We start from the raw sequence: 7801 nt of genomic DNA, 5'->3' as shown, positions 1-7801 counted from the left end.
TCGGTACGCATGGTGAGGTCACCTTTCGATCGGGGGTACGTGACACCCCTGGGGGTGGGTGCGTCACGGGTCGGGAAAGGTTCACGCCAAGAAAGAGGTGCGCCCGGTGGTTCCGGGGTGGGGCGCGGCCCGGGGGATGTAACCGGTGGGGCGGGCCGGGCATTCCGGCGGCCACCAGCGGGCTGACCCCTGGGGGGTTCGGGGGATGTAACGACGTGGGTCCGGCCGGCATTCCGGCCGCCACCCTGGCCCGCAGGGGCCGGGGGGTTCACGCGCTCACGATAGTTACAACGCCCGGGGCCGCCGGCTGATGCCCGCCGACCCGGTGACCCCCACCACCGCAAACCGGCATAAACCGGACGCGAGGCGCGATCTCAACCCGACTAGCGCCCCGACCCGGGCATCCGATGCGGTCAGGGGAGTTGGCGTTCGATGGTGACCGTGGTGCCCTCGGCCGTCGACACCATCCGCACGTCGGCGTACGCGTTCATCAGCGTGGCGCCGCGCCCCCGGTCCATGGCGGGCCGGCGGTCGCGCCAGGTGCCGAAGTCGCGTACCGAGATCCGGACCGTCCCGGCGGCGACCCGCAGCCGCACCCGCACCTCGGGCCGGCTGGGCCGCTGCGCGTGCTCGACGGCGTTGTTGACCGCCTCGGAGGCGGCCAGCAGCAGATCCTGCACGACGTCCGGATCGACGTCCACGGCCTCCAGCGAGGCCCGCACGTCCCGGCGCATCGCCGCGGCCGAGGTCGGCTTCGACGGGTACGTCCAGCCGGTGTCCAGCGCCGTCAGGTGCGCGCCCTCGCCGTCTCGCGCGCGTGGCCCGTTCCCCGACCCGGCGGAGCCCGAGGCCGCCGGCGACGGCGCGACCGCCCGGGGCGGGTCGATCGGGGCCCCGGCGGGGCTTCCGCCCCCGGGCGGCGGAGCCGTCCCCGTGCCCGGCGAGTCGTCCCGGCCGGGCCCGCCCGACGACGAGCCACCGCCGGCGCGGGCGACGGCGTCCGCCGGACCGGGAGGTGTCCCGCCGCGCGTGGCGTCGTCGGGGGCGTCGGAGCGGGCCGCGCCCCCGAACGGGTCGTGCCCCCGGGCGCGGGCGCCGTGCAGGTTCGCCCGGATCCGGGCGATCAGCTCGCCCGCCGCGAAGGGCTTGACGACGTAGTCGTCGGCGCCCAGGTCGAGCCCCTCCACGCTGGCGTCCCCGCCGGCGCGCGCGGAGAGCACCACCACCGGCAGCCCTCGGGTGTCGGCCTGCTGGCGCAGCCGGCGGACCAGTTCGAAGCCGTCGACGTCGGGCATCATCACGTCGGTGAGGACGAGGTCCGGCGGGTCCCGACGGACGGCCTCCAGAGCCTGCCGGCCGTCGCCCACGGTCTCCACCCGCCACCCCTGTCCGGTCAGCAGCCGGGCCAGGTAGGTGCGCATGTCCGCGTTGTCGTCGGCGACCAGGATCCGCGCGCCCCGCAGCGCGTCCACGCTCCCGTACGGCGACACCGCCGGCCCGGCCGGCGGTGTGGCCGACGCCTGCGCCGGGTCGGCCAGCCAGCCGATCGCCTCCTGCGCGGCGGCCCGGGCCGCGCCGCCCACGCCGTCCGGGGCGCCCGCGCCGTCCGCGTCCGTCGATGCGGCGGGCCGGCCCACGGCGGACCAGGGCAGCGCCACGGTGAACGTCGTCCCCGCCCCCACCCGGCTCTCCACCCGCACGTCGCCGCCCTCCAGGCGGGCCAGCTCGCGGACCAGGGGCAGCCCGATGCCGGTGCCCTCGTGGCTGCGGGACCGGGCGCCGTGCACCCGGTGGAAGCGTTCGAAGAGCCGGGGCAGTTCCTCCTCGGCGATGCCGATGCCCGTGTCGGCGACGGTCAGCCGCACCTCCTGCCCGTCGGCTGCCAACCCGACCCGGATCCGGCCGACGAAGGTGTACTTCAGCGCGTTGGACAGCAGGTTGGTGACGATGCGCTCCCAGTTGACCGGGTCGACGGCCACCGGGCGTGGCAGGGGCGGACAGTCCACCTCCAGGCGCAGTCCGGCGCGCTCCACGGCCGACCGGAAGACGCTGGCCAGTTCGGCGGTGAGCGCGGCCAGGTCGACCTCGCGGGCCCGGCTCTGCGCCCGGCCGGCCTCCAGGCTGGAGAACGTGAGCAGGCTGTTGACCAGGGTGAGCAGCCGGGTGGCGTTGCGCCAGGCGGTGTCGACCCGCTCCCGCTGCGCGGCCGGCAGCGGGTGCTCGTGGTCGTTGAGGGCGTCGGCGAGCGGGCCGAGCATCAGTGTCAGCGGGGTGCGGAACTCGTGGCTGACGTTGGTGAAGAAGCTGGTCTTGACCCGGTCCAGCTCGGCGAGCGCCTCGGCCCGCCGACGCTCCTCCTCGTACGCCTGCGCGTTGCGCACGGCGACGGCGACCTGCTGGGCCAGCAGCGCGAAGAACGACCGGTACGCCTCGTCCAGCGCCCGGCTCGGGCTGACCCCGACCAGCAGCACCCCGAGCGGCTGGTCCGCCTCGGCCGACGGCAGCGGCAGGGCCAGGGCCGTGTCGACCGGATCGCCCCAGGCGCCGGCGGGCACGGTGAGCCGCCCGGCCAGCCCGGCGACCTCGGTGGCCGCGCCACCGGCGGCGGCGGCCAGGCCCCACTCCGGGTCGTCGGCCGCCGCGACGGTGGCCGGCAGCGCGGCGCCGACCTTCTCGCCGCCGACGCAGGCGACCCGGCGCAGCAGCACGTCCTCGCGCAGGTAGATCGCGGCGAACGGGACGTCCAGCGGGTGCCCGCCGACGGCCTCGGCGAGCCGGGCGCAGGTGCTCGCCACGTCGACGGTCCGTCCGTCGCCCCGGACGGCCAGGTCGCGCAGCAGGCGCAGCCGGCGCTCGCCGACCACCTGCTCGGTGACCTCGCTGCACACGGTGAGCACCCCCACCGTGCGTCCCTCGTCGTCCCGGGCGGGGGCGTGCGAGACGCTGAAGTACGCCTCCTCGCGGTAGCCGGCCCGGTCGAGCAGCAGTCGCAGGGCCGGCACCCAGCTCGCGACCCCGGTCGCCATCGCCTCGTCGATCAGCGGGGCCAGCACGTCCCAGCCCTCGGCCAGGGTGACCCGAACGTCGTCGCCGAGCGCGTCCGGGTGCTTGTCGCCGATCAGCGCCGAGTACGCGTCGTTGTAGAGCTGGGTGAACCGGTCGCCCCAGAGCAGCAGCATCGGATAGCGGGACGAGAGCACCACGCGGACGGCGGCTCGCAGGCTCTGCGGCCAGCCGTCGACGGGGCCGAGCGGAGTCGCCGCCCAGTCCAGCCGTGCCATCAGCCGCCCGGTGTCGCCGCCGTCGGCGAACAGGTCCCCCGTGGGCCGCGTCACCCTCGGTCGCACCCCATCGCAGCCCTCACTTCCGGGCCCCGACCGACCCTTGCTGGTGTTACCCGTTCATCCTGGCACCCGGCTCAAGCTGCACCTCCGCCGGCACCCCAGCGCGTCTCTGTACCCGCGTGCCAGCGTGGCCACACCTCCCGGACCGGATCGGTTTCCGGCCCCCGCGACCGTCCCTCGCAGGGGCGCGACCCCGGCCGGCGTCGGCGCTCGGCCGACGCGACGGCGGCGGTCCCGGCCGACGGGGCGCGCCCGGCCGGGTCGGGCGGCGGTCGGGCGTGCGGCGGGTCAGTCCCGGCCGGCCGCGCGGCGGCGCAGCAGGGCGATCGCCTCGTCGACGAGACCGTGCTCGGTGAGCAGCGTGAGCAGCAGCGGCAGGGGGCGCCAGTCGCCGCCGTCGACCGCCTGACGCAGCAGCGTGATCGCCTCGTCGTGCCGGCCTCGGGCGGCGAGCAGGGTGGCCAGCTCGTCGCGGGCCCTCGGGTCGCCCTGGTCGGCGGCGATCCGCCAGTACCGCTCGGCCTCGTCGGCGCGCCCCTCCTCGGCGAGCAGCGCCGCGAGCCGGGCGGCGGCGTGCCAGTCGCCGTGCTCGGCGCGGAGCCGCAGCTCGTCCGTCCGCCCCCGGTCGGCCAGCAGGTCGACCAGGACGCTGCCCGCCCCGCTCGCGCCGGCCCGGTCGAGGTCGCGGAGGTAGCCGGTGGGGTCGGGGACCGCGGCCAGGCCGGTGGACTCCTCGCCGAAGAAGCGGCTGCCGCCGAACTCGCGCCGGAGGCGGTCGTCGAGGTCGTCGGCGAGTTCGACCATGGCGCGTACGGCCAGCAGCAGGTGGGTGGGCGCGAAGTCCTGCCCGAAGACGGGGACGGACGCCCAGACCGTGTCGCCGGTGCAGTAGACCCGGCCGACGACGAGACCGTTGGTGAGGTCGGAGAGCCGCCGGTACAGCGACTCGGTCGGCTCGACCCCGGTGAGCAGCGGCGAGAAGACGTCGACCAGCGGCGGGTCGTCCTGTGCCCGTACGAAGATCATGGCGGAGCCGACGCGGACGGCGACGTCACCGTCGGCGTCGACGCGCAACTGGTCGGCGGTGACCCCCAGGATGCCGGCCAGCACCTGCTTGACCCGCTGGGTCAGCTTGCCGCCGTGGTCGGGCTCCCCGACGGGCGCCATGGCGGGGCCGGAGCCCGCGTCGACCACCGGCCGTGCCGCGAGCGCGGCGGCCAGCCTGGTGCGGGTCGGCACGGGAACGGCCGTCGCGGTGGTGGCCGGTCGGGCCGCCAGCGCGGAGACGAACCTGCCCAGCCGGCTCTCACGCGGCGTCATCGTGCTCGCCGTCCGGTCTGCGGTGGGTGTCGTCGGTCGGCTGGTCCGTCACCCGGACCTGGTCGAACATCTTGGCGATCACGAGCGGCGCGGCCACCCCGAAGGTGAAGCTGGCGAAGGCGGTGGTGGCGAGGCCACCCGCCCCGGCCGCGGCGGCGAGCCCCGTGCCGGCCACGGTCCGCAGCAGCACCGCGAACACCACGATCGGGGCGTCCCGCCGGTCCCGCCACGGCCACTGCCAGCGGCCCCCCGACTCGGTGGTGGGGCGCATCATCCCGGACAGGTTGAGCGCCTCGGCCACCGCGCTGCCGACCAGTCCCCACATCGCGGCCATCCATAGAGACACATCCCTACCGTACTGACCGCCGTACGCGGCGGTCGCACCAGCCCTCGGCTCTGCCCGGCGGCCACGGTGACGCCACCGTCGACGGTACGGGCCGCCGGCAAGCGCGCGACGCCCCGCGGGCTACCCCACGAACACGTTGATCAGGATCCCCACCGGTATCCCCGCGCCGAAGAAGAACCACTGCATCCGCAGGCCCCGGCGTTCCAGCTGCCGAAGCTCGTTCCTGACGATGTCGTTGAGCTGCGAGACCACCCGGTCGTGCGGTGCCGACGGCCCCGGTGGGGGCAGGTGCGGTCGCTCGGTCGACGGGGCGGACGTCGCCGGCGGCTGGAGCGCTTCGTCGATCTTCGCCGTGATGCGGGCGGCCCGGCGCTCGTTGCCCGACGCGGCGGCCAGGGAACTGCCGAACGCCAGCGCGATCCCGGTGAAGAGGACCACCACGGCCCACTCCGACGGACGCTCCTCGCTCAACGTGGCGGGATTGATCGCGATGTCCAGTACGGGACCGGCGAGCGCCACCAGCGCGCCGACGATCATCAGGGTCGTGGCGACGGGGCTGTCCCGGTATCGCTCGCGGAGAAATCCGTCGGACTCGTTCGAGGACATGAACCACTTATAGGCCATCTTCGCTACGGGGCGAAGCCGCCGCCGCCCGCGAGCCGGCACGGTCGGCGCCGTCCGTCCGGCGGACGCGCGGACGGCCGGCGTCCCGGCTGCCCCGGGGGCCGGCGGCCCGGCCAACCCGGTGACGCCCCGGCCGGGCGGTCGCCGTCTCGCGCGAAGCGACGACTCGTATCCTTTCCGCGAACCTCTCTGGTGGGCCTTCGAGGATGAAAGGACACGGTGTGAGCAACCGGGCCGAGACGTTGGAGTTCCAGGCCGAGGCGCGTCAGCTGCTCCAGCTGATGGTCCACTCGATCTACTCGAACAAGGACGTCTTCCTGCGTGAACTGATCTCGAACGCCTCTGACGCGCTGGACAAGCTGCGCCTGGCGTCGATGGTCGACAAGGATCTGGAGGTCGACACCTCCGACCTGCACATCGAGATCGAGGTCGACAAGGCGGCGCGGACGCTGACCGTCCGCGACAACGGCATCGGCATGTCGCGCGACGAGGTCGTCCAGGTGATCGGCACGATCGCCAAGTCGGGCACGGCGGAGCTGCTGCGCAAGCTGCGCGAGTCGGCCGACGCCGGGGCGCGGCAGGAGTTGATCGGCCAGTTCGGCGTCGGCTTCTACGCGGCGTTCATGGTCGCCGACCGGGTCGAGCTGGTGACCCGGCGGGCGGGGGAGACCGGCGGCACCCGCTGGGAGTCGGCCGGCGAGGGCACCTACTCGGTCGAGGCGGTCGACGAGGCGCCGCAGGGCACGTCGGTGACGCTGCACCTCAAGCCGGCCGACGCCGAGGACAACCTGCACGACTACACCGCCGAGTGGACGATCCGGGAGATCGTCAAGCGCTACTCCGACTTCATCGCCTGGCCGATCCGGATGACCGTCGAGCGCCCGGGCGAGGGCGACGCGACCACCACCGAGACGCAGACGCTGAACTCGATGAAGGCGCTCTGGGCGCGGCCCCGCGACGAGGTCGACGAGGCCGAGTACAAGGAGTTCTACAAGCACGTCAGCCACGACTGGGCCGACCCGCTGGACATCGTGCACATGAAGGGCGAGGGCACCTTCGAGTACGAGGCGCTGCTGTTCGTCCCGTCGCACGCGCCGCTGGACCTGTTCGCCCCGCAGGGCCGCCGCGGCGTGCAGCTCTACGTCAAGCGCGTGTTCATCATGGACGACTGCGAAGCGCTCATGCCGAACTACCTGCGCTTCGTCAAGGGCGTCGTGGACGCGCACGACCTGTCGCTGAACATCTCCCGGGAGATCCTCCAGCAGGACCGGCAGATCCAGGTCGTCCGCCGCCGGCTGGTCAAGAAGATCCTGGCCACCGTCAAGGACATGAAGGCCAACCACGCCGAGCGCTACCGGACGTTCTGGACCGAGTTCGGCGCCGCGGTCAAGGAGGGCCTCATCGACGACACGGAGAACCGGGACACCCTCCTGGAGATCCTCTCCGTGGCCTCGACCCACGACCCGGCCGAGCCGACCGACCTCGCCGGCTACGTCGGCCGGATGAAGGACGGGCAGAGCGACATCTACTACGCCACCGGCGAGTCCCGTTCCATGATCGAGAATTCGCCGCACATGGAGGCGTTCCGCGCCAAGGGCTACGAGGTGCTGCTGCTCACCGACCCGGTCGACGAGGTGTGGGTCGAGCGCGTCGGCGAGTACGACGGCAGGACGCTGCGCTCGATCGCCAAGGGCCAGGTCGACCTGGACACCGAGGAGGAGAAGAAGGCGGCCGAGGCCGAGCGCGAGCAGCAGCGCAAGGACTTCGCCGACCTGCTCACCTGGATGGGCACGACGCTCGCCGACTCGGTCAAGGAGGTCCGGCTCTCCTCGCGGCTGACCACGTCGCCGGCCTGCGTCGTCGGCGACGCCCACGACATCACCCCGACGCTGGAGAAGATGTACCGGGCGATGGGGCACGAGGTGCCGTCGGTCAAGCGGATCCTGGAGCTCAACCCGGGGCACCCACTCGTGGCCGGCCTGCGCAAGGCCCACGAGCAGGGCGGCACCGAGGAGTCGCTGAAGGAGACCGCCGAGCTGCTCTACGGCATGGCGCTGCTCGCCGAGGGCGGGGAGCTGGCCGACCCGTCCCGGTTCACCCGCATCCTCGCCGACCGTCTCGCGCGTACCCTCTAGCGGCCCGGCGGGTCGGTCGGCGCGGGATCCCC

5 protein-coding genes are annotated in these 7801 nt (G+C 74.0%); 1 reads left to right on the top strand and 4 read right to left on the bottom strand.

Annotated features, from left to right (window positions below; genetic code table 11):
- Nucleotides 1-413: 413 nt before the first annotated feature.
- The 4 genes from ACWENR_RS28300 to ACWENR_RS28285 all read right to left on the bottom strand — a co-directional run bounded on the left by ACWENR_RS28300 (nucleotide 414) and on the right by ACWENR_RS28285 (nucleotide 5616).
- A complete protein-coding gene (locus ACWENR_RS28300; protein ID WP_452280003.1) occupies nucleotides 414-3335 on the bottom strand; it encodes an ATP-binding protein in 2922 nt (973 codons plus the stop codon).
- A gap of 297 nt (nucleotides 3336-3632) precedes the next feature.
- Nucleotides 3633-4664, bottom strand: coding sequence for a T3SS (YopN, CesT) and YbjN peptide-binding chaperone 1 (locus tag ACWENR_RS28295; RefSeq protein WP_452280002.1), 1032 nt, complete (start codon nucleotides 4662-4664; stop codon nucleotides 3633-3635).
- A complete protein-coding gene (locus ACWENR_RS28290) occupies nucleotides 4651-5010 on the bottom strand; it encodes a hypothetical protein (protein WP_452280001.1) in 360 nt (119 codons plus the stop codon). The genes ACWENR_RS28295 and ACWENR_RS28290 overlap by 14 nt, the downstream gene beginning before the upstream one ends.
- Nucleotides 5011-5130: 120 nt before the next feature.
- Complete coding sequence (locus ACWENR_RS28285; RefSeq protein ID WP_452280000.1) at nucleotides 5131-5616, bottom strand: hypothetical protein; 486 nt, start codon at nucleotides 5614-5616, stop codon at nucleotides 5131-5133.
- Nucleotides 5617-5855: 239 nt separating this feature from the next.
- Here ACWENR_RS28285 and htpG point away from each other — a divergent pair, with 239 nt between their 5' ends.
- Nucleotides 5856-7769 carry a molecular chaperone HtpG gene (gene htpG, locus ACWENR_RS28280; RefSeq protein ID WP_452279999.1) on the top strand — a complete coding sequence of 638 codons (1914 nt, stop codon included), beginning with the start codon at nucleotides 5856-5858 and terminating at the stop codon, nucleotides 7767-7769.
- Nucleotides 7770-7801: the final 32 nt, after the last annotated feature.

The organism is Micromonospora sp. NPDC004336, assembly GCF_053602615.1.
This window is presented reverse-complemented; position numbering and strand designations above follow the sequence as displayed.